We start from the raw sequence: 343 nt of genomic DNA on the forward strand, positions 1-343 counted from the left end.
TATAATGAATCTATATACAACTATTGTATAAAAAACAACATATCAATTATTGGCTTAGCAGATCATGGAAATGTTGATAAATCAAAGAAACTCAGAGAATATTTATCATCTAAAGGAATTCTTGTATTTCCAGGGTTCGAAATTTCCACATCAGAAAAAATTCATATTGTTTGTCTATTTTCAGAGAATACTGAAGAACAAGAGCTAGAGAGATACTTAGGAGAACTAGGATTATCGAACCCTGAAGACGGCAATTCCCCCAGTACTATGAGTTTTCATGACATCACACAAAGAGTAATAGATAGGGGTGGATTTTGGTATGCAGCACATATTACCAGTGATA

At 32.9% G+C, this 343-nt stretch carries 1 protein-coding gene; it reads left to right on the top strand.

The window, feature by feature from the left end:
• The coding region (locus HMPREF2647_RS11360) for a PHP domain-containing protein (RefSeq protein WP_371106723.1) at nt 1-343 on the top strand (343 nt) is incomplete at both ends.

It is taken from the genome of Staphylococcus sp. HMSC035D11 (genome assembly GCF_001836075.1).
Lineage (GTDB): Bacteria > Bacillota > Bacilli > Staphylococcales > Staphylococcaceae > Staphylococcus > Staphylococcus hominis.